General features: G+C 48.4%; 15 protein-coding genes. 11 read left to right on the top strand and 4 right to left on the bottom strand.

All coding sequences use genetic code 11. The annotated features are described in order from the left end of the window. Positions 1–105 precede the first annotated feature (105 nt). From mltG to dnaE, 7 genes are all read left to right on the top strand, one after another. Positions 106–1,155, top strand: a complete 1,050-nt coding sequence (mltG, locus tag EDC45_RS05165) for an endolytic transglycosylase MltG (RefSeq protein ID WP_133544160.1) — start codon at positions 106–108, stop codon at positions 1,153–1,155. After that, a complete protein-coding gene (gene tmk, locus EDC45_RS05160) occupies positions 1,152–1,796 on the top strand; it encodes a dTMP kinase (protein WP_208107250.1) in 645 nt (214 codons plus the stop codon). The genes mltG and tmk overlap by 4 nt, the downstream gene beginning before the upstream one ends. A 99-nt stretch (positions 1,797–1,895) precedes the next feature. Beyond that, the gene (locus EDC45_RS05155; RefSeq protein WP_341777538.1) at positions 1,896–2,885 is read left to right on the top strand and encodes a DNA polymerase III subunit delta'; all 990 of its coding nucleotides are present in this window, start codon (positions 1,896–1,898) and stop codon (positions 2,883–2,885) included. Positions 2,886–2,921: 36 nt separating this feature from the next. After that, on the top strand, positions 2,922–3,704 hold the full coding sequence (locus EDC45_RS05150) for a TatD family hydrolase (RefSeq protein WP_133544156.1): 783 nt from the start codon (positions 2,922–2,924) through the stop codon (positions 3,702–3,704). A 30-nt stretch (positions 3,705–3,734) separates the two neighbouring features. Next, positions 3,735–4,256, top strand: a complete 522-nt coding sequence (locus EDC45_RS05145; protein ID WP_133544154.1) for a DUF1523 family protein — start codon at positions 3,735–3,737, stop codon at positions 4,254–4,256. 54 nt (positions 4,257–4,310) lie between these two features. Then, a complete protein-coding gene (gene paeA / locus EDC45_RS05140; protein WP_133544152.1) occupies positions 4,311–5,630 on the top strand; it encodes a polyamine export protein PaeA in 1,320 nt (439 codons plus the stop codon). Between the two features lie 57 nt (positions 5,631–5,687). Next, positions 5,688–9,164: a DNA polymerase III subunit alpha gene (dnaE, locus tag EDC45_RS05135; RefSeq protein WP_133544150.1), complete on the top strand. Its 3,477-nt coding sequence runs from the start codon at positions 5,688–5,690 to the stop codon at positions 9,162–9,164. A 67-nt stretch (positions 9,165–9,231) separates the two neighbouring features. Here the strand turns inward: dnaE and EDC45_RS05130 are convergent, their stop codons facing one another. The 3 genes from EDC45_RS05130 to EDC45_RS05120 all read right to left on the bottom strand — a co-directional run bounded on the left by EDC45_RS05130 (position 9,232) and on the right by EDC45_RS05120 (position 12,720). Next, positions 9,232–10,065, bottom strand: coding sequence for a class II glutamine amidotransferase (locus EDC45_RS05130; RefSeq protein WP_133544148.1), 834 nt, complete (start codon positions 10,063–10,065; stop codon positions 9,232–9,234). A gap of 386 nt (positions 10,066–10,451) precedes the next feature. Further along, the gene (locus EDC45_RS05125; protein WP_133544146.1) at positions 10,452–11,051 is read right to left on the bottom strand and encodes a response regulator; all 600 of its coding nucleotides are present in this window, start codon (positions 11,049–11,051) and stop codon (positions 10,452–10,454) included. Beyond that, positions 11,032–12,720, bottom strand: coding sequence for a sensor histidine kinase (locus EDC45_RS05120; RefSeq protein WP_133544144.1), 1,689 nt, complete (start codon positions 12,718–12,720; stop codon positions 11,032–11,034). The genes EDC45_RS05125 and EDC45_RS05120 overlap by 20 nt, the downstream gene beginning before the upstream one ends. Positions 12,721–12,944: 224 nt before the next feature. Here EDC45_RS05120 and ttrB point away from each other — a divergent pair, with 224 nt between their 5' ends. The 3 genes from ttrB to EDC45_RS05105 are packed head-to-tail and all read left to right on the top strand — an operon-like array spanning position 12,945 to position 17,805. Then, a complete protein-coding gene (gene ttrB / locus EDC45_RS05115; protein ID WP_133544142.1) occupies positions 12,945–13,676 on the top strand; it encodes a tetrathionate reductase subunit TtrB in 732 nt (243 codons plus the stop codon). Further along, positions 13,677–14,708, top strand: coding sequence for an NrfD/PsrC family molybdoenzyme membrane anchor subunit (nrfD, locus tag EDC45_RS05110; protein ID WP_133544140.1), 1,032 nt, complete (start codon positions 13,677–13,679; stop codon positions 14,706–14,708). After that, positions 14,701–17,805 (top strand): molybdopterin-dependent oxidoreductase, encoded by a 3,105-nt coding sequence (locus EDC45_RS05105; protein WP_133544138.1) that lies wholly within the window; start codon positions 14,701–14,703, stop codon positions 17,803–17,805. The genes nrfD and EDC45_RS05105 overlap by 8 nt, the downstream gene beginning before the upstream one ends. 120 nt (positions 17,806–17,925) lie before the next feature. Here EDC45_RS05105 and cysS read toward each other — a convergent pair whose 3' ends face one another. After that, entirely contained in the window at positions 17,926–19,305 is a 1,380-nt protein-coding gene (gene cysS, locus EDC45_RS05100) for a cysteine--tRNA ligase (RefSeq protein WP_133544136.1), read from the bottom strand. Between the two features lie 151 nt (positions 19,306–19,456). On the opposite strand from cysS, the gene EDC45_RS05095 reads away from it, so the two are divergent. After that, the gene (locus EDC45_RS05095) at positions 19,457–19,948 is read left to right on the top strand and encodes a peptidylprolyl isomerase (protein WP_133544134.1); all 492 of its coding nucleotides are present in this window, start codon (positions 19,457–19,459) and stop codon (positions 19,946–19,948) included. The last annotated feature ends 58 nt before the right edge of the window (positions 19,949–20,006 follow it).

Here is a 20,006-nt window from a genome sequence, read left to right as displayed (position 1 = left end):
TAAGGCGATGGCCTACGGCTAAAAACTTTAGCAAAAACGACCGCACTTTTGTATTCCCTGTGGTAAAATCTTGCAGGTTTTTATCAGGGATTGTGCATATTTATTATGAAAAAATGTTTTGTCATCTTTCTGCTTGTGGTAATGCTGGCCGTCGGTGCCGGTTTCTGGGGCTATCATCGTCTGCAGCGACTGGCGCTATTGGAAGTGAATGTACGGCCGGATCAACTGCTGACTTTAAACCGCGGCAGCAGCGGTAAAAAACTGGCGGATCTGTTGGTGCAGGAAAATATTATTCCGGCTCGGGAGGCAAAATGGCTGCCATGGTGGCTGAAACTGGAACCTGAGCTGAATAAGGTGAAAGCGGGGACTTATGCGCTGAAGGGGGTGAAAACCCTGCGGGATTTGTTAATGCTGCTTAATTCGGGTAAGGAGGCGCAGTTCAGCCTTCGTTTTATTGAGGGCGATACCTTTAAAAGCTGGCAAAGCACCTTGCAGCGGGCACCCCATTTAACCCAAAGCTTAGCGGGTAAATCGGAAGCGGAGATTTTTGCCCTATTGGAATTACCGGATATGGGTTTATTGCAGCAGCAGAAAAAAATCGAAGGCTGGCTCTACCCCGATACCTATAACTACACACCGAATTCCACCGATTTGGCTTTGTTGAAACGCGCCGCGGGAAGAATGAAACAGGCGCTGGAAAAAGCCTGGCGTGAACGGGAGGCCGATTTACCGCTGGAAGACCCTTATCAGATGCTGATTCTGGCTTCCATTGTAGAAAAGGAAAGCGCCATTGCGGCGGAACGGCCGCAAGTGGCCTCGGTCTTTATCAACCGCTTGAAACGGAAAATGAAATTACAAACGGATCCTACGGTTATCTACGGTATGGGCGATGAATATCAAGGCAATATTCGTAAAAAGGATCTGGAACGGCCCACCGCTTACAATACCTATGTGATTGAGGGATTACCGCCGACCCCCATCGCCATGCCGAGCGAAAGTTCTTTGCAAGCGGTGGCGAAGCCGGCTAAAACCGATTTTCTGTATTTCGTGGCGGACGGTTCGGGCGGGCATAAATTCAGTCGCAACCTGAGCGAACATAATCGAGCGGTGCAGGAATATCTGCGCTGGTATAGAAGTAAGCAAAAGGACAAATAATGAGCGCCAAATTTATTGTTATCGAAGGATTGGAAGGGGCAGGTAAAACCACTGCGGTAAATGCAATCCGCTCCTTATTAAGGGCAAGGGGGATTGATTTTATCACTACTCGGGAACCGGGCGGCACCCCCATTGCTGAAGCGCTGCGTCGTTTGTGGAAAGAAGGTTGCGAGGGTGAACATACCACCGATAAGGCGGAGTTACTGATGCTATACGCCGCCCGAACTCAATTAGTGGAGACCCTTATTCGTCCGGCGCTGGCAGCGGGGAAATGGGTAATCGGCGATCGCCATGATATGTCTACCCAAGCTTATCAGGGCGGCGGGCGCGGTCTGGAGGATAAATTACTGAATCAGCTCAAGCAAGCGGTATTGGGTGATTTTGAACCGGATCTGACCCTATATTTGGATATTGATCCTCAGCTCGGTTTGGCTCGGGCCAGAGGACGCGGCGCATTGGATCGTATCGAGCAACAGAATATCGAGTTTTTTACCCGGGCTCGCAGCCGTTATTTGCAGTTGGTACGAAATAATCCGAAAGCGGTGTTGATTGATGCCTCTCAGTCGGCGGAAAAGGTGGCTGCGGATATTGTCGAGGCGGTTCGGCTCGGCTTGCTTGATAGCTCCGCCGCAGGAGAATAGCGTATGCGAGCCTCGGTTATTTTCCCGCCCTTTCCGCATATATTCGCCTCGACGGGGTTTTTATCGCCTCCGTCTCCCGCCGGAAAATAACGGAGGGCTATGGTGCTGAATTTATATCCTTGGTTGTTGCCCGATTATGAAAAAATTCGTCAGACCTTTTTGAACGGACGCGGTCATCACGCCTTGTTGTTGCGAAGCGAAAGCGGTATAGGCACGGAGCAGCTGGCGAAGGCAACGGCTAATTTACTGCTGTGTCAGCATATCAATGCGGCGCAGAAAGCTTGCGGTCAATGTCATTCCTGTCAGTTATTTCGGGCCGGTTCTCACCCCGATTTTTATTTGCTTGCGCCCATAGAAAATAAAGATATAGGTGTGGATCAGGTGCGTGAAATCAGCGAAAAAGTCAGCCAGCACGCACAGCAGGGCGGTAACAAAGTGGTTTATTTACAGGGGGCGGAACGCTTGACGGAAAACGCCGCCAATGCGTTGTTAAAAACATTGGAAGAACCTCGGCCGCAAACTTATTTTTTACTGCAAAGCGATATTTCCGCCGCCCTGCCGGCAACCATCTACAGCCGTTGTCAACCTTGGGTGATTCATTGCCCCAGCACGCAAAAGGCGGCCCAATGGCTGATGGAGGAATGCACTGCCTCTGCACAAGATATCGCTATCGCCCTAAGGATCAATTACGGTAGGGTACTGAGTGCACGGGATTGCCTACAAGGGGAAATGTTACAAAAGCGCCTTATACTTTTTACTCAGTTCTGGCGTTTTTATCAGCGTAAGGATCCGCTGGAACTGCTGCCCCATTTTGATAAAGAGATTATTTTTCAGCAGCTCGACTGGTTGATTTCGTTTTTATCCGATGCGCTTAAAGCCCGGCTGAATATTTCTCAACATTGGCTAAATACGGATTTTAGCAAAGCGGTTAATCAGTTTGCCGAACGTCAGTCCGCCGCCAGTTTGCTGCGCGCCTATCGTATTATGCAGAATATCCGTTCGGATTTGGCCACGATTAATGGGGTGAATCAGGAACTGATATTGTTGGACGGACTGAGCAAATTACTAATCAATAAAGAAACCGCCTAAGAGCGGTTATTACCAAATTATTAAGGAACGAGCATTATGTTTATTGTGGACAGCCATTGCCATTTGGATGCGCTGGATTATGAAAATTTACATCAGGATATTGATGATGTGATCGAGAAAGCGAAGGCACGCAACGTAAAGCATATTTTATCCATCGGAGTAACCATGAGCCGCTTTGAAAAAATGCGTGATGCGCTGGCTCATCGCAATGAGGTCTCTTTGGCTTGCGGGCTGCACCCGCTGGATTTAGACGAAGAACCCTTTGAGCGCGAACGTCTGTATCGCTTGGCGCAAGACAGCAAGGTCGTGGCCATCGGGGAAATCGGCTTGGATTATTATTACAGCGCAGAAAACAAAGCCTTGCAGCAAAAGGTTTTTGCCGAACAGATTGAGGTTGCCAATGAGCTTAAGAAGCCGGTGATTATTCATACCCGTAGCGCCCGTGCGGATACCCTGGCTATTTTACGCGAAAATCATGCGGAAAAATGCGGCGGCGTACTGCATTGCTTTACGGAAAATCAAGAAATGGCGGAGGCGGCGCTGGATTTAGGCTTTTATATTTCCTGTTCCGGCATCATCACCTTTAAAAATGCCGAAGCTATTCGCGATGTTATCCGCAAGGTGCCTTTGGAACGTTTGCTGGTGGAAACCGATTCGCCTTATTTGGCGCCGGTACCTTATCGCGGTAAGCAGAATCAACCGGCATATACCCGCGAAGTTTGCGAATATGTTGCGGCCCTGAAAGGGGTATCGGCGCAGGAATTTGCTCGGATTAGCACACAAAATTTTGAACGTTTATTTAACATAAGCGTGTTATAATCGAAAGGTCTTGGAGCAAAGGGTCAGATTATGCGCAAAATCATCAAATATTTTCTTTTTACCGTAGTTATTTTATTTCATGGGGTGCTGTTTGCGGGAATTTATTTCGTTTTCCCTCATTATGAAACCACCCGGGTTACCGGCGTAGATGTAAAACGAGTGGATAAGGACGGGCCTATTACTAAAGCCAATCCGGCGGACGGGCCGACCCGCGACGTATATTATATTTACACTCAGCGAGCGGATGAAAGCAAGCCTATGGTTTACCGCAACGAAGATACGCGTTGGGGATTTCCTTTTTACTTTAAATTCGGTTCTGCCGATTTGCAGGCAAAAGCCGCTAATTTTGCTCAGGAACAACGCTGGGTTCAGGTTAAATACTATGGCTGGCGTTTAGTGATGTTCGATGAATTCCGCAATGCGGTTTCTATCAACGAAGTGGCCGAAGGCGAAACATCACATCCGATTCTCAGCTATATTTTCTATTTTCTGGGGCTGATCACCCTGTTTTTCTCTATTCAGTTGATTCGCGGTTGGTTTGACAGCGAATAATATTGATCGGGACGCTATAAAGCGTCCCGCTTTCAACCATATTGACACAAGATTATGAATTTAATTGAAGCTATTTTTATTCTGGCTTTGCTGATTATTATCAGTGCCATAGTTTCCTCCGCCGAAATTTCTCTTGCCGGTGCGCGTCGTCTTAAATTACAAGCCATGGCCAATGAGGGCGATAAGCGGGCGGAGAAGGTTCTGGAACTGCAGGAACACCCGGGGCGCTTTATTACGGTGGTGCAAATCGGACTGAATATGGTGGCGGTATTCGGCGGAATGATCGGCGAAAGTGCCGTACGCCCTTATTTGCAGACTATGTTATCCCATTACGGTGCCGGAGAATGGATTGAAAGTGCGGCGGCCTGGGGGTCGTTTCTGGCGGTAACCAGTGCCTTTATTCTGCTGGCGGATTTAATGCCGAAACGATTGGCGATTACTTATCCGGAAGCGGTAGCGCTGCGGGTGGTCGGGCTGATGAGCCTATGTATCATTGTATTTAAACCGCTGGTGTGGATTTTCGATTCCGTTGCCAACGGGTTATTCCGTTTATTTAAGATTTCTACCGTACGCCACGATAGCATGACTTCGGAAGATATCGTCGCCATGGTGGATGCCGGCGCCGAAGCCGGCGTATTGAAAGCGCAGGAACATTATCTGATTGAAAATATTTTTGATATGCAACAGCGCACCGTAACTTCCACCATGACTACGCGCGAAAATATCGTATTTTTCGACCGCTCTTTCAGCCGGGCGCAGGTGATGGATACCTTAAAATCCCATTCCCATGCCAAATTTCTGATTTGTGAAAACGGGCCGGATAAAATTTTGGGTTATGTGGAATCCCATAGTTTGCTTACCCTGTATCTGCAGGAGGAGCAAGTGGCGCTTACGGATCAGCGTATTTTGCGCAAACCGCTGTTTATCCCGGATACGCTTTCCCTGTATGAAGTGCTGGAACTGTTTAAATCTGCCGGCGAGGATTTTGCCGTTATTGTGAATGAATATGCACTGGTGGTTGGTATAGTTACCCTAAATGACGTAATGAGTATCGTTATGGGCGAGCTGGTGTCCAGCGAGGAAGAGCAAATTGTCCGCCGGGACGAAGATTCCTGGTTGATTGACGGTGCAACTCCCTTGGAAGATGTTATGCGTGCGCTGGATATTGAAAGTTTTCCCGATGAAGAGAACTACGAAACCATCGCCGGCTTTATGATGTATATTCTGCGCAAAATTCCGAAAAAAACCGATTTTGTTCTGTACGATAAATATAAATTTGAAATTATCGATACCGAAAACTTTAAAATCGATCAGCTGATGGTATCCTACCGCAAGGATTTGGATCAAACTAAAGACACTTCCGCCGCATCATAGCGGCTAAACGGCGGCGTACAGGCGCCGCTTCTGTTGAGCATTGAATTAAGGATTTTTATGTCGGAACCCCGTTTCGTGCATCTGCACGTACACAGTGATTTCTCTATGATTGACGGTATCGCCAAGGTTAAGCCCTTGGTTAATGCCTGCGTACAGGAAAATATGGTGGCGATGGCGTTAACGGATTTTACCAATTTCTGCGGATTGGTGAAATTTTACGGCGAAGCGCTGTCCGCCGGAATAAAACCCATAATAGGTGCCGATGTTTTAGTTCAAAGCGAGCTCTGTGCAGAGGAAAAGTTTAACCTGACCCTATTGGCGAAGAATAATACCGGTTATAAAAACATTACCCTGTTGCTGTCCAAAGCCTATCAGCGCGGTTATTCGGATTTGCCCTATATCGATCAGGACTGGCTGATTGAACACCGCGAAGGCATTATTATTTTGTCCGGCGGACGGCTGGGGGATATCGGCAATAAACTGTTGAAGAATAAGCCTGGCGACGCCCTGAGTGCGGTGGCTTTTTATCAAACATATTTTGCCGATCATTTTTATCTCAGCCTAAGCCGCACCGGCCATCATGAAGACGAACGCTATATTCGCGCCGCACTGGAACTTGCCGCACAATGCGCATTGCCGGTGGTGGCGGTTAACGACGTCTGTTTCTTACGCAGCGAGGATTTCGAGGCCCATGAAATTCGGGTGGCGATTCATGACGGCTATACCCTTGATGATCCGAAGCGTCCGAAAAATTATACCCCGCAGCAATATTTCCGCAGCGAACAGGAAATGTGCCGCTTATTTGCGGATATTCCCAGTGCGCTGGAAAACAGTCTGCTTATCGCCCGACGCTGTAATGTTACCATTCGCCTAGGCGAATATTTCCTGCCGCAGTTTCCTACCGGCGAACTCAGTACCGAAGACTTTTTAATTAAAAAGGCCCGTGAAGGCTTGGAACAACGCCTGCAGGTATTATTTCCGGAGGAAAAAGAGCGGTCGGAAAAACGCAAAGTTTATGATCAACGGCTGGAAGTGGAATTAGGCGTCATTAACCAAATGGGATTTCCCGGCTACTTCCTGATCGTGATGGAATTTATTCAGTGGTCGAAGGATAACGGAATCCCGGTCGGCCCGGGGCGGGGTTCCGGTGCAGGCTCTCTGGTGGCCTATTCTCTAAAAATTACCGATTTGGATCCTTTAGCTTTCGATTTACTGTTTGAACGTTTTCTCAACCCGGAACGCGTTTCCATGCCGGACTTTGATGTGGACTTCTGTATGGACGGACGCGACCGGGTGATTGAACATGTGGCGGAAACCTACGGTCGGGACGCCGTATCACAGATTATCACCTTCGGTACCATGGCGGCCAAAGCGGTGATCCGCGACGTGGGACGCGTACTGGGCCACCCGTACGGTTTTGTGGATCGCATCTCCAAACTGATTCCGCCCGATCCCGGCATGACCTTGGCCAAAGCCTTTGAAGCGGAGCCTCAGTTACAGATAATCTACGACGGCGACGAAGAGGTCAAAGCGCTGATTGATATGGCGCGCAAACTGGAGGGGGTAACCCGTAATGCCGGTAAGCACGCCGGCGGGGTCGTGATTTCACCGACCAAAATTACCGACTTTTCTCCCCTTTACTGCGATACCGAAGGGCTGCATCCGGTTACCCATTTCGATAAAAACGATGTGGAATACGCCGGTCTGGTTAAATTCGACTTTCTCGGCTTACGCACCCTGACCATTATTAAATGGGCGCTGGATATGATTAACGCCCGTTTAAGCAAAGAAGGCAAGGCGCCGGTAGATATCAACGCCATTCCGCTGGACGATAAAAAATCTTTCAGCCTGTTACAGAATGCGGAAACTACCGCAGTGTTCCAGTTGGAATCGCGCGGCATGAAAGATTTGATTAAACGCCTGCAACCGGACTGCTTTGAAGATATTATCGCTCTGGTGGCTTTGTTTCGTCCCGGCCCGCTGCAATCGGGCATGGTGGATAACTTTATCGATCGTAAACACGGGCGCGAGGAGGTTTCTTATCCCGATGCTCATTACCAGCACGAGTCCCTAAAACCTATTCTGGAACCCACCTACGGCATTATTCTGTATCAGGAGCAGGTTATGCAGATCGCTCAGGTATTGGCAGGCTATACCCTGGGCGGGGCGGACTTGCTGCGCCGTGCCATGGGTAAGAAAAAACCGGAGGAAATGGCGAAGCAGCGGTCGGTATTTGAAGAAGGCGCAATTAAAAACGGCGTGGACGGCGAACTGGCCATGAAAATCTTCGATTTGGTGGAAAAATTCGCCGGTTACGGCTTTAATAAATCCCACTCCGCCGCCTATGCCCTGGTATCCTATCAGACCCTATGGTTAAAAACCCATTATCCGGCGGAATTTATGGCGGCGGTCATGACTTCGGAAATGGATAATACGGATAAAATCGTCGGACTGTACGATGAATGTCTGCGCATGGGATTAAAGGTTACGCCGCCGGATATTAATACCGGTAAGCATCATTTCAGCGTTAATGATCAGGGTGAAATCGTTTACGGTATAGGGGCGATTAAAGGGGTCGGCGAAGGGCCTATCGAAGCCCTGATCAGTGCGCGTAATAGAGGCGGCATCTTTAAAGATCTGTTTGATCTCTGCGCAAGGGTGGATTTAAAGAAAATCAACCGAAGAACCTTTGAAAGCCTGATTATGTCCGGCGCCTTCGATAAACTCGGGCCTCATCGTGCCGCGCTGTCGAAAAATCTGGAGGACGCGCTAAAAGCCTCGGATCAACATGCTAAAGACGAAGCCGCAGGGCAGGCGGATATGTTCGGGGTTCTGACCGAAAGCCCGGAAGATGTGGAAATTGCCTATGCCAATACGCCGCGCTGGACGGAAAAAATGATTTTGGACGGCGAGCGGGAAACCTTGGGATTGTATTTAAGCAGCCACCCCATCAGTGGTTATCTAAAGGAACTTTCCCATTACAGCCCGAATCGCTTGAAAGATTTGGTACCTAACCTACGCGGTCAGATTAGCACCGCCAGCGGTTTAATCGTCAGTTCCCGCTTTGCGGTAACCAAAAAAGGTAACCGCCTCGGTATCGCTTCACTGGACGATCGTTCCGGGCGACTGGATATTACCCTGTTTGCCGAAGCGTTGGAAAAATTCGGGGAAAAGCTACAAAAAGACAGTATTGTGGTGGTTTCCGGCCCGGTCAGCTATGATGACTTCAGTCAGGGTATGCGTATGTCGGTACGAGAGCTGATGACCCTGGACGAAGCGCGCAGTCGTTACGCTAAAAGTCTGGCAATCAGTTTGGAACAAAGCCGAATCAGCCCGGCTTTTCTGCGCAAATTCAAAGCCATTATTGAACCCCATAGCGGCGGCACGCTGCCGATTCATATCTATTACCAGAGTCCGCAGGGCAGGGCCTTGTTACGTTTAGGCGTGCAATGGAGCGTTAATCCGAGCGACGAGTTGCTGAACGCATTAATTCTCGAACTGGGTGAAAGTGCGGTGGAGTTGGAATTTCAGTAAACAAATTCCAGTAAACAAAAGGGGCGTGAAATTCACGCCCTTCGTACTTTATCGCTCTTTATGCGGTTTAAGCCGCTTTGAGTCCGCCCTTGCCCAAGGTGCCGTCATCTACCGCCGGGCCGGGTACGCCGATAATTTCACGGATCTTTTCTCCTTCCTTAAAGAAAACGAAACCGCCTCTTTCCATTTTGTGCCAACATTCGTTTTTGGTCAGCGGAAAAGTGGAAATCAGGCTGACCTTATCGCCTTCCGCCGCATAATGGCTAAAGTCGATTACATCGTCATCATCTATACGGCAGGCTTTACCGAAAGGCGCCTGGCGGGTGAGGTAATGCAGATTGGTGGAGCAATGGGCGATCATCCATTCTCCATTGGAAAGAATAAAGTTAAAGGTGCCCAGTTTCGCCAGTTCCTGCGTAACCTGTTGCACGGCATCAAAAATTTCCTCTTCCGTAGGCTTTTTGCGGAAACGGTTTTTTAATTGTTCTGCAATGTAACAGAATGCGGCTTCCGAATCGGTGGAACCTATAGGCTGGCAGAAACTGTCGGACATATCCGGCAAATTGTTCAGGTTTCCGTTATGGGCGAACACCCAGTTCTCCCCCCAGATTTCGCGAATAAAGGGGTGAGTGTTTTCAATATTCACCTCGCCTTGGGTCGCTTTGCGGATATGAGCGATTACATTCAGAGATTTAATATGATACTGCTTGACGCAGTCGGCAATAGGCGAGGAAGCGCCGGGTTTATCATCACGAAAAACCCGAACTCCCTTTCCCTCGAAGAAGGCAATACCGAAGCCGTCCGAGTGGCTGTCGGTTAAGCCGGCGCGACGACGGAAGCCTTCAAAGGAAAACACGATATCCGTCGGCGTATTACAGTTCATTCCGAGTAATTGACACATAAAACAGCTTTCACCTTAACCTAAAATTTATAGCAATATTGTGGATTTAACACTATCGGTAGATAAAATTCAATCTTCCGCCGCAGAATTTTTTAGAACGAAAAGTTACATGGCATAGCGCTAACGCATTAGCTTATAGAAAGCGCCCTGCGGGCAGAAGGAAAGCGGAGAGCGACCGGCAGCAGCAAAAAGTGCGGTCAAAAAAAGCAAAGTTTTTTCCGCCTTATGGAACAAAGGGTAACATTTATCTTATGCAAATGGACAAATGGACAAATGGACAATAAATTTTTTCGGAAAAAATTAAATTCGCAATAAGCAGGGAGGATATGAGCGTTTTACCTCAAATAGAGAATAAAAAAACGGGTGTCGGTATGGCGCCCCGGCGCCTAATCCGCCCGATCATATTCTTTTAATAGGGTGATAGCGCTGACTAAGGCGGCCAGACTTTCGGCCTGCATTTTTTCCATAATATTGGCGCGATGTACTTCTACGGTGCGCACGGATACCGCCAGTTTATCCGCAATAAGTTTATTGGGCGTGCCTTGCAGAATATGCTCGAGCAAACGTTTTTCTTTTTCCGTTAATTTTTGATAATTGCGACGGGTGCGATGAATTTCCAGCTGTTTTCGGCTAAATTCCCGCCCTTGAGAAATCACCCGTTGTAGACTTTCGAAAGCGACGGGTTTGGCTAAAAAATCCAGAGCGCCTAACTTCAGCTCCTGTACCGCCATGGGAATATCACCATGTGCGGTCATAATAACAACGGCAAGTACCGATTGCTTTTCGCGCAGTAACTGATGCACCTGATGGCCGTCTAATAAGGGCATGCGCATATCCAGTAAAACGACGCCCTGACGGTAAAGATCCGCCTGTTGGATAAAATCGCGGCTGCTGCGCCATGTGCATATTTCCGTTTGTAGGGGCGCCAACAGAAAACGCATGGCATCAAGAATGGCGTCTTCATCGTCAACTATATGAATGATCATGGTTATTCTCCGCAGAGTTAAGCGGCAGCGAAAGTACGACTTCGGCACCGGATACCGTATTTCCCAGCCGAATAGTGCCGCCTAAGGATTGCATTAAGCGTTTACATAATACCAGCCCTAAACCTAATCCCTGGGGTTTATCGGTACGAAAAGGAACGAAAGGAAAATCCAGGTGTTCGGCTCGGAATCCGGCACCGTTATCGCAGATACTGATGTGAAGCAGGCCTTGCTGTTCAAATACTCGGATCTTTATCAGATCCGCCTCCGTTTGTAAGGCATTGAGTAAACAATTAGCGACAACCTGTTCCAGGGCGGTGGCTTTAATTTGCAACCTATAATCGGCCGCAGACCGCAGTTCGATTTTTACCTGCCGTTTATTTTGCGGCGACACAAACTCAATTACCCGATGGATTAAATGATTAAGCCGAACTTGCTGTAAATCGCCGTTATCCCGGTTTTTTACCCAATCTTGGATATTTCGCATAATTTTCACACTGCGATCCACCTGCTCGATAATTTTATCCAGTATCAGTTGTTGTTGCTTATTTTGATTCTGATGCTTTATGCCTTCCGCATACATACGGATAGCGGATAAGGGTTGTTTGATTTCATGAGCGACGCCGGAGGTCATTTCTCCTAATAAGGCGAGCCGATCCGCTTTAATCAGCTGTTGTTGATATTGCTGCATTTTCAGCAGCGTTTGTTTTAGGGCTTTACTTTTGCGGTGAACCTGATAACTGATCCAGGCATAGTTTAATAAAATAAATGCGCATATCGCCAGTAAACCGAAGCGGTTCAACACAATCCATGCCTGTACGTTTTCCCACAGGCTTTTCTGCTGCGGATGGCGATAGAGTTCGCGCAGAATAAAATCGGTTCGGAAGGAATCCAGCGGCAAGTGCCATTGAGGTAAGTGAGCGGGAATCTCCGTGAGCAGCGCATTGGCAATCTTTATTGCCAGCGAATCGGGGACGGCGGATAAGGCGGCCAAAGACCAGTTGGGTAATAATTCGCTGCTTAATGCACAGTTTGACGTATTGGGCTGAAGATTCAGCGGGCGAAATAACTGCATTTCAATGCGTTTTTCTTTACTCAGTTCTTCCATTAAACAGAGGGGAATAATTGCCGCATCCACTTTGTCATCACGCAGTAAAAATAAGCTGTTTTCCACCGGGAAGCCGCTGAATTGGAAACGGATATTTTCATTTTGCCTGATATTTTGTTTAAAAAACTCATAATAGCCGAGTAAAAAACCGCCAAAGGCCTGCTCGTCTACGGCGCTAACGGTTTTATTTTTTAAATCCGCCAATTTCATATAAGGGCTGTCGTTTTTAACCCAGATGGTACTGCCGGTACCGGAAATACGGTTTTCACCGCCGGTATCTAGGGTTGCCAGCCAGCGCAGATTTTTCTGCCGAATATAGAAAAACTGAGATTGATTGGTTAACACAAAATCCAGATCCGTTTTTTCTTTTAACTCATTCAGACCGAGGGGAATGAGCAGAAAATGTTGGTCGGGAAAACGTTCGTTTAACCAGTTGATCCAGGGCTGCCAGTATTGCAGGGCATAATGATTGCCGCGTTGAGCATGAACGCCAACCCGCCAGGTTTGCGCCTGTAAACTGAGGCTGCAACAGATGATAAATAAAAATACCAGTAAAAATCGCATATATCCTGCCGGAATCGCTCTTCACTTAGCTTTAAAAGAAAATGCTAAGCGGGCATAGGGGATTAATTTTGCATAACTATGCCGGTTTTATAATGTAAATATTCCCATGTTATCTTGATTTAAGTCAAATTTCTGCTGCTTATGTGGAAAACCACAATATTCGTATAGGTTTTTGCGTTTAACAATATTAGCTAATTTTAGTTATCCGGCATATAGGTGGGGCTATGGATATATCAAAACGTACTTTTTTAAAGGAAATATCGGTGTTAACCGTTGGCGCAGGCAGTTTTTCGCCGGTACGGGCGCAAACCGATACCGCCGCCGCAAGGGAGGGCGGGGAGAAGGGGAAACGCTATGCCATGCTGATTGATTTACGCCGCTGTATCGGCTGTCAGGCCTGTACTGTGAGTTGCTGCATAGAAAACGCTACCCCTTTGAATGCGTTCAGAACCACGGTTAGTCAATATGAAATCAGCGATGGAAAACGATTAGCCGAAAATGTTTTATTACCGCGTCTGTGTAATCATTGCGATAAGCCGCCCTGCGTGCCGGTCTGTCCGGTACAGGCTACCTTTCAGCGCCGGGACGGTATTGTGGTGGTTAACAATAAACAATGTATCGGTTGCGGCTATTGTGTGCAGGCCTGCCCTTATGACGCTCGTTTTATTAATGAGCAGACGAAAACGGCGGATAAATGCACCTTTTGCGTACATCGTCTGGAAGCGGGATTATTACCCGCCTGCGTGGAAAGCTGTGTGGGCGGCGCCAGAATTATTGGCGATTTAAATGATCCGGACAGCAATATCGCCCGTCTTTATCGCCGTCATCAATCCGCGCTGAAAGTTCTGAAACCGGAAGCGGGTACGCAGCCGCAGGTTTTCTATTTGGGGTTGGAGGATATTTTCAGCTCGAAGGTTAAAGGTCAGCCCATGCTTTGGCAAGGTTCGGAGGTATAAATGATCCGTGAAATTCTCGTTCATCCGCAAGAAACGGTATGGCAGCCCTGGATTGTGGCCTATTTCTTTTTTATCGGCATCGGATTCAGCGCCGTTTTTAGCGCATTGTGGATTTTTCTGAAACAGGGACGATTGGGACTGAAGGAAGAAACCTTGGCATTGGCCGTTGCATCGGTTTGTGTGCTTGTAGGCTCCCTCGCTTTGTTGGGGGATTTACATCAGCCGGGGCGGATTATCCATTTTTATACGGATTTTAACGCCGGTTCCTGGATGGCGTGGGGCGCGTTTTTTTTACCTTGGTTCTGTATTTCCGTTATCGCTTATTTTGTTTCGCTTGTGGTGGCGCAAATAGCAGAGCGTGATTTGCCGCGCCCTTTATTAGGGTTTAGCGCCGTTATTCGGCACAGAAAGGGATTATTGATGAGCCTACGCCTGTCGAGTGCCGTTTCGGCTCTAATGATTGTGCTGTACACCCTGATGGAAACCTATGCCACCGGCACCCGTCCTTTGTGGCGCAGCTACTGGCTATTACCGATCATGCTATGCAGCGTTTTACCCTTTGCTCTGGCTTTAATCGCTGTGCTGACAAAAACTTTTACAAAAAATACCGCACTTTATCGCTTTAAACGGCCGATTCTATTACATCTGATTATTCTGGTGCTTGCCGTGGCGGCATGGTATTTGGAAAGTGCGGATAACAGCCGGGACCTGGATTTGATCTTGCAAAATGCTTATAGCCCTTATGTATTGATGCTCGCCTTTATTATCGCATTGGCGGCTAATTTTTACGGCAGGGATAAGATCGCACTGCTGGCGCTTGCCGTACTGGCATGGACGGTACGTTGGGTATTGGTGATTGAGGTGCAAAGCCTATCTAAAACTAATGTATTGCAAAATTTTTATCACTTCGATTGGTTAAGTACGGAGGGAGGGATAGGTATGTTATCCCTGTTCGGACTATGCTTATGTTTAGCCCTTCTGATGCATCGTTTAATGGTTTTTATTTTTAAAGGGGGAGTTCAGCATGGATAACAAACGTCGCCGTTTATTAAAGGGCGGTTTAGCCCTGGGCGGAGCAACGGCTTTTGTCGGTGGTTACGGGCCTAAACTGAAAGATATGGCTCAGGGCGCAATCAAGGGCAGCAGCGGCGAAGCGACCGCCGATGCCATTAGCGCCAACTCTCTGCTCCCGGAATATCGTATTGCGGACGGACAACTGATTTCCAATCCGGAGCAAGTGGTTTGTCATACGCAATGTATGGGCTGCTGGACATTATGCGGGGTACGCGCAAGGGTGGATTTAAAAAATAATCGGGTATTGCGTATCGCCGGTAATCCCTACCATCCGCTTTCTTCGGATAAAACGCTGCCTTTTGACACCTCAATTGAACAAGCGCAAAAATTACTGGGGGGCGAAAGCGGTTGGGAAAATCGTTCCACCGCCTGTGCCAGAGGCGCCGCTTTTTTAGAGGGTATGAATAGCCCTTACCGCATTACCCGCCCGTTGAAACGGGTCGGTAAACGCGGCGAAGGAAAATGGCAGACCATCAGCTTTGAACAATTGATTGAAGAAGTGGTAAACGGCGGCAATTTGTTTGGCGAAGGAGAAGTGGAAGGGTTAAAAAATATTCGGGATATCGAGCAACTGATTGATCCCCGTTCCCCTGATCTTGGGCCTAAATCCAATCAGTTGCTGGTTACCTTTGCCGGCCCGGAAGGGCGTCAGCCGATTTTACAGCGTTTTGCCCAGAAAAGCTTCGGTACCATTAATTTCAGCAGCCACGGTTCTTATTGCGGCGCTTCTTTCCGGGCCGGTTCAGGGGCGTTTATGAAGGATTTTGACAATAACACCCATGCTAAACCGGATTGGGATAATTGCGAATTTATTTTGTTTATCGGCACATCACCGGCGCAGGCGGGTAATCCCTTTAAGCGCCAAGCCCGCCAGCTGGCGAAAAAACGCACTGAGGATAAATTTGCTTATGCGGTGGTTTCTCCCAGACTGGAACTGACCGGAAGTCGTGCCACGGATAATCATCAATGGATTCCCATATTGCCGGGAACGGATTTAGCCCTGGTGATGGGAATGTTAGGCTGGATTATCGAGCAGGAACTGTTTAACCGAGATTACCTTTCAAGACCGACAATGGCCGCGGCGAAATCGGCACATCATGCCAGCTACTCCAATGCCACCCATTTATTTATTATCGAAGCGGATCACCCAAAATACGGACAGGCGCTGCGTATCAGCGATTTGACGGGGGAGAGTAAAGATAGCGCCGAAACCCGGGATAAAAGCGCAGAACAGGATATTATCGTCAAAGATCTTCTGTCCGGCCGGCTGTTGAGCGCGAAAGAATCCGCTCAGGCGGAGCTTTTTGTGCACCAGCGGGTTATGCTTGCGGACGGCTCCGAGGTGCAGGTGGCATCTGCCATGAGTCTGTTGCGTCAGTCCTGTGAGGAGAAAACTCTGGCGCAGTACAGCGCTATTTGCGGGGTGGGGGTTGAACAAATTAAGGCGTTGGCCGAGCGATTTACCGCACAGGGAAGCAAAGCCGTTGCTATTACCCATGGCGGAACCATGCATAGTACCGGATTTTATACCAGCTGGGCGATTTTATTGCTGAACGCCATGGTGGGGAATATGAATAAGAAAGGCGGTATGTGTGTTAACGCCGGAAAATTTAAGGACTTCGGTAAAGGCCCGCGCTATGATCTAAGCGATTTTAACGGCATGCTAAAACCTAAGGGAACTAATCTCGCCCGTAGTAAACGCGCCTATGAGAATTCCTCCGAATATAAGCGGAAGGCGGCGGCAGGCGAGAATCCTTATCCGGCGAAAGCCGCCTGGTATCCTTTTACCGGCGGTCAGATGACGGAAATGCTCACCTCCATGCTGCAAGGTTATCCTTATCCCGTTAAGGCTTGGATCAGCCATATGAGCAATCCCCTATATGGTATGACGGGGCTGAATCCGATGGGGGAAGAAAAATTAAAGGATCCGAAAATTTTACCGCTCTTTATTGCCGTAGATGCCTTTATGAACGAAACCAGCGCATTGGCGGATTATATTGTTCCGGATACCCATAATTTCGAAAGCTGGGGGTTCAGCACCCCTTGGGGCGGCGTACCGACCCGCGCCAGTACGGCACGTTGGCCCTTGGTTGAGTCGCCCAATGCAAAAAGTGCGGAAGGGCACACCCTCAATATGGAAAACTTTATTATCGCCCTAGCAAAAGCCATGAATTTACCGGGATTCGGTGCTGATGCGATCCGCGATTCTGAAGGCAATAGCTATTCCCTGGATTGTGCGGAGGATTTCTTCTTACGGGCGGCGGCGAATATTGCCTATGCAGGTGAAAAACCGGTGGCAGATGCGAATCCCCGAGATTTATTATTAACAGGTGCGGCGAGATTAATACCGCAGCTGGAACGCACCCTGAAAGCGGAGGAAGTGGGTAAAGCCGCACATATCTATTGTAAGGGCGGGCGCTTTGCACCTTATAGCTCCGCCTGGAAAGAAGAGGATATGGCTTTTCAATGGAAAAACTGCCTGCAAATTTGGTCGGAAAGCGTTGCTAAAGCCCGTCATCATAGTAACGGCGAACATTATCCTGGCTGTCCTCATTATATGCCGCCGCGTTTTGCCGACGGTTCCGAACTGGAACAGCATTATCCGTCGCAAGACTGGGGATTTAAGCTGGTTTCATTTAAATCCAATATTATGAGCAGTATCACCGCACCTCTATTACGTTTGCACAGCATCAAACCCGAAGGTATGGTGGCCATGCACAGAGAGGATGGGGAAAAACTGGGGATCAAACATGGCGAACAGGTAAAAATTATCACGCCTTCGGGCAGTAAAACGGCCTCGGTAATGCTGATTGAAGGTATTGCGCAAGGGGTTATTGCTATCGAACATGGTTACGGGCATAAACAGCTCGGCGCACAAACTTATGTTATCGACGGACAGGAAATAAAGGGCCATGAAATGATTAAAAAGGGCATAAATCTCAATGATCTGGCGCTTATTGATCATACGAAACAAGTCCCTTCAGCTTGGCAGGATTGGGTATGCGGTTCGGCGGTCAGAAACGGTATTCCGGCCAGAGTGGAAAAAATCGGCTAAGTTTACCGCCAATAAATAGGGACGCCCTTATGGCGTCCCTAGGCATATTTATCGGCCGGAATCGGCGATTAATCGGCGATTATAGGGGCGATGCGCCCCTTAATGCTATTTAGGAGCGGTCTATTGTCGGCGCCAACTGGTGCCGGCGGGGCCGTCTTCCAGTACGATGCCCATGGCCGTCAGTTCGTTACGGGCGGCATCGGCGGCGGCCCAGTCTTTTGCGGCGCGGGCCTGATTACGTTGCTGAATCAAAGCTTCGATTTTAGCGACTTCATCCTCGTCCGCTCCGGATTGCAGAAAGGCTTCCGGCGCCTGTTCCAACAGCCCTAAGATTTTTGCCAGCTGACGCATACGGGCGGCTAGGCCCTCGGCAGCCGCCTGGTTTTCGCTTTTCAGTTTGTTCAGCTCCCGAGCCATATCAAATAAGACCGAAATCGCGTTCGGGGTATTAAAGTCATCGTCCATGGCTTCCCTAAATGCGCTGATGAAATTTTCGCCGCCGCAGGCTTCGGCATTAGGATCTGTGCCGCGCAGCGCCGTATATAAGCGTTCCAGTGCGCCGTGCGCCAGTTTCAGATTTTCTTCGCTGTAATTCAGTTGGCTGCGATAATGGGCGGTCAGCAGAAAATAACGTACGCTCTCCGCATCATAATGGCTTAATACGTCGCGAATGGTAAAGAAGTTACCCAGGGATTTGGACATTTTTTCCTTATCCACCATAATCATGCCGGAATGAATCCAGTAGTTGACATATTCGCCGCCGTGGGCGCAACAGGATTGTGCGATTTCGTTTTCATGATGAGGGAACATCAAATCGGAACCGCCGCCGTGAATATCGAAATGTTCGCCCAGCTGTTTGGAATTCATCGCCGAGCATTCGATATGCCAGCCCGGGCGCCCCTCGCCCCAAGGAGACGGCCAGCTCGGCTCGTTCGGCTTGGACATTTTCCATAGTACGAAATCCATGGGATTCTTTTTAATTTCGGAAATTTCCACCCGTGCGCCCGCCTGGAGTTGAGTTAAGTCTTGGCGGGATAGTTTACCGTAAGCCGCGAAGCTTTCTACGTCGAACATCACATCTCCATTGTCCGCCACATAGGCGTGTCCGCGTTGGATCAGGCGCTCGACCATGGCGATAATTTCCGCTATATGATGGGTGGCGCGCGGTTCGAAATCCGGGCGTAAAATATTTAGGGCATCAAAATCCCGATACATTTCGCTTACCATACGATCTACTAATTGTGTGCAGCTTTCTTTGTTTTCCAGCGCCCGTTTAATAATTTTATCGTCCACATCGGTGATGTTGCGCACATAGGTCAGAGGGTAGCCGAGGTAGCGCAGATAACGCGCGATAACGTCAAAGCAAACAAAGGTTCTGCCGTGGCCGATATGGCAGAGATCATAAACGGTAACACCGCAGACATACATACCGACGCGGTCGGCGTGAATAGGTTTAAACTCTTCTTTTTCCCGGGTCAGGGTATTAAAAATTTTTAGCATGCTCTCTTCTCATCATGATGGGGGTGGGGAGGCGGTAAAATATTCCGCATAAAACTCCCCGCAAATTCACCGCACTTTATAGCACTAACCGGGTTTTTATGGAATAATGTCAGCCTTTAAATTTCCCTTTATTACTTATAAGGAAGACAAAATGGTTACATTACATACCAACTTCGGTGATATCAAGATTGCATTGAATCATGAAAAAGCACCCTTGACGGCGGAAAATTTTTTAAACTACTGTAAAGCGGGTTTTTATAATAACACAATTTTTCATCGGGTTATTGACGGATTTATGATTCAGGGCGGCGGTATGGAACCGGGTATGCGTGAAAAAAGCACTTCCGCACCGATTAAAAACGAAGCCAATAACGGTTTAAGCAATAAACGCGGTACCATTGCCATGGCGCGCACCTCCGATCCGCATTCCGCCACGGCGCAATTCTTTATTAACGTTAATGATAACGACTTCTTGGATTTTAAATCGGAGACGATGCAGGGCTGGGGTTATGCGGTATTCGGCGAGGTTACGGAAGGTATGGATGTTGTGGACAAGATCCGTAAGGTGAAAACCGGTAATTACGGTTTCCATCAGGACGTACCTAAAGAAGAAGTGATTATTCAGTCGGTTTCGGTGGAATAATTTCAATCTCCCCATTGCAGCGCGGCCAATGTTGCGGCATTGGTCGCAAGAATCTTTT

This window comes from Mesocricetibacter intestinalis (assembly GCF_004363295.1).
In the GTDB taxonomy this organism is placed as follows: Bacteria; Pseudomonadota; Gammaproteobacteria; order Enterobacterales; family Pasteurellaceae; genus Mesocricetibacter; species Mesocricetibacter intestinalis.
This window is presented reverse-complemented; position numbering and strand designations above follow the sequence as displayed.